This is a genomic window from Gilliamella sp. B2828 (assembly GCF_026537125.1).
GTDB lineage: Bacteria > Pseudomonadota > Gammaproteobacteria > Enterobacterales > Orbaceae > Gilliamella.
The window spans coordinates 1-798 of record NZ_JAFNMU010000030.1; the positions used below are offsets into that span (position 1 = coordinate 1).

Genomic DNA, 798 nt, shown 5'->3' on the forward strand with positions numbered 1-798 from the left:
TGTCTAATATCATTTCTTAATTAGCAATACTTATTGTTATAGTGATATAAGCCACGCCTTTATAAGGGGTGGTTTATTATTTTAAAGTAATTTATGCTTGCTTTAAAATGAAGAATAAACCTAAGTGTTAAATATTGAATTTTTAGTTTTTTTAAAATTGATTTGTCAGCCATTTTAAAGCTTATATCTTTGCCGCTCCTTTTTTCCTCTTATGTAATTTAAACAATCGATGATGTTTTAGCGAAATAGTTTATTGAGAAAATTATTTTTACTTTAATAATTAAATAAAACTTCCAATGTCTATTTAAGACGATACCTGTTTACTTTATGATTTTAAATAATTTTTTGTTGGTTGAATTCATGATATTGTTCATTAAATTGATAAAAAAAATTAAAATAAAATTGCATTTCTCGCTGGCAATTTAATATGAATTCGCATATAATGCGAAAACTTTCAGTTAAGAAAGTGAAAATCAGTTTAAAAAAAATGTAAATATTTAAGGAGAAAGTTATTATGATGTACTTATCAGCGGTTCGTGCGCAAGTAAGAAATTTTGCAAACAAATTCATTAAAAATGAGCGTGGCGTAACTGCAATAGAATATGCAATCGTTGCAGCTGGTGTTTCATCTGTGATTTTAGTTATTTTCAATAGTTCAGGTGGCCCAGTTTATGATATGTTAAGTAATGTATTTGATAAATTGAGCACTAAGTTGTCTAATATCATTTCTTAATTAGCAATACTTATTGTTATAGTGATATAAGCCACGCCTTTATAAGGGGTGGTTTATTATTTTAA

General features: G+C 26.4%; 1 protein-coding gene. It reads left to right on the forward strand.

What is annotated here, in order from left to right:
• Window positions 1-514: 514 nt before the first annotated feature.
• Window positions 515-733, forward strand: coding sequence for a Flp family type IVb pilin (locus J3U19_RS11430; RefSeq protein WP_267342174.1), 219 nt, complete (start codon window positions 515-517; stop codon window positions 731-733).
• The last annotated feature ends 65 nt before the right edge of the window (window positions 734-798 follow it).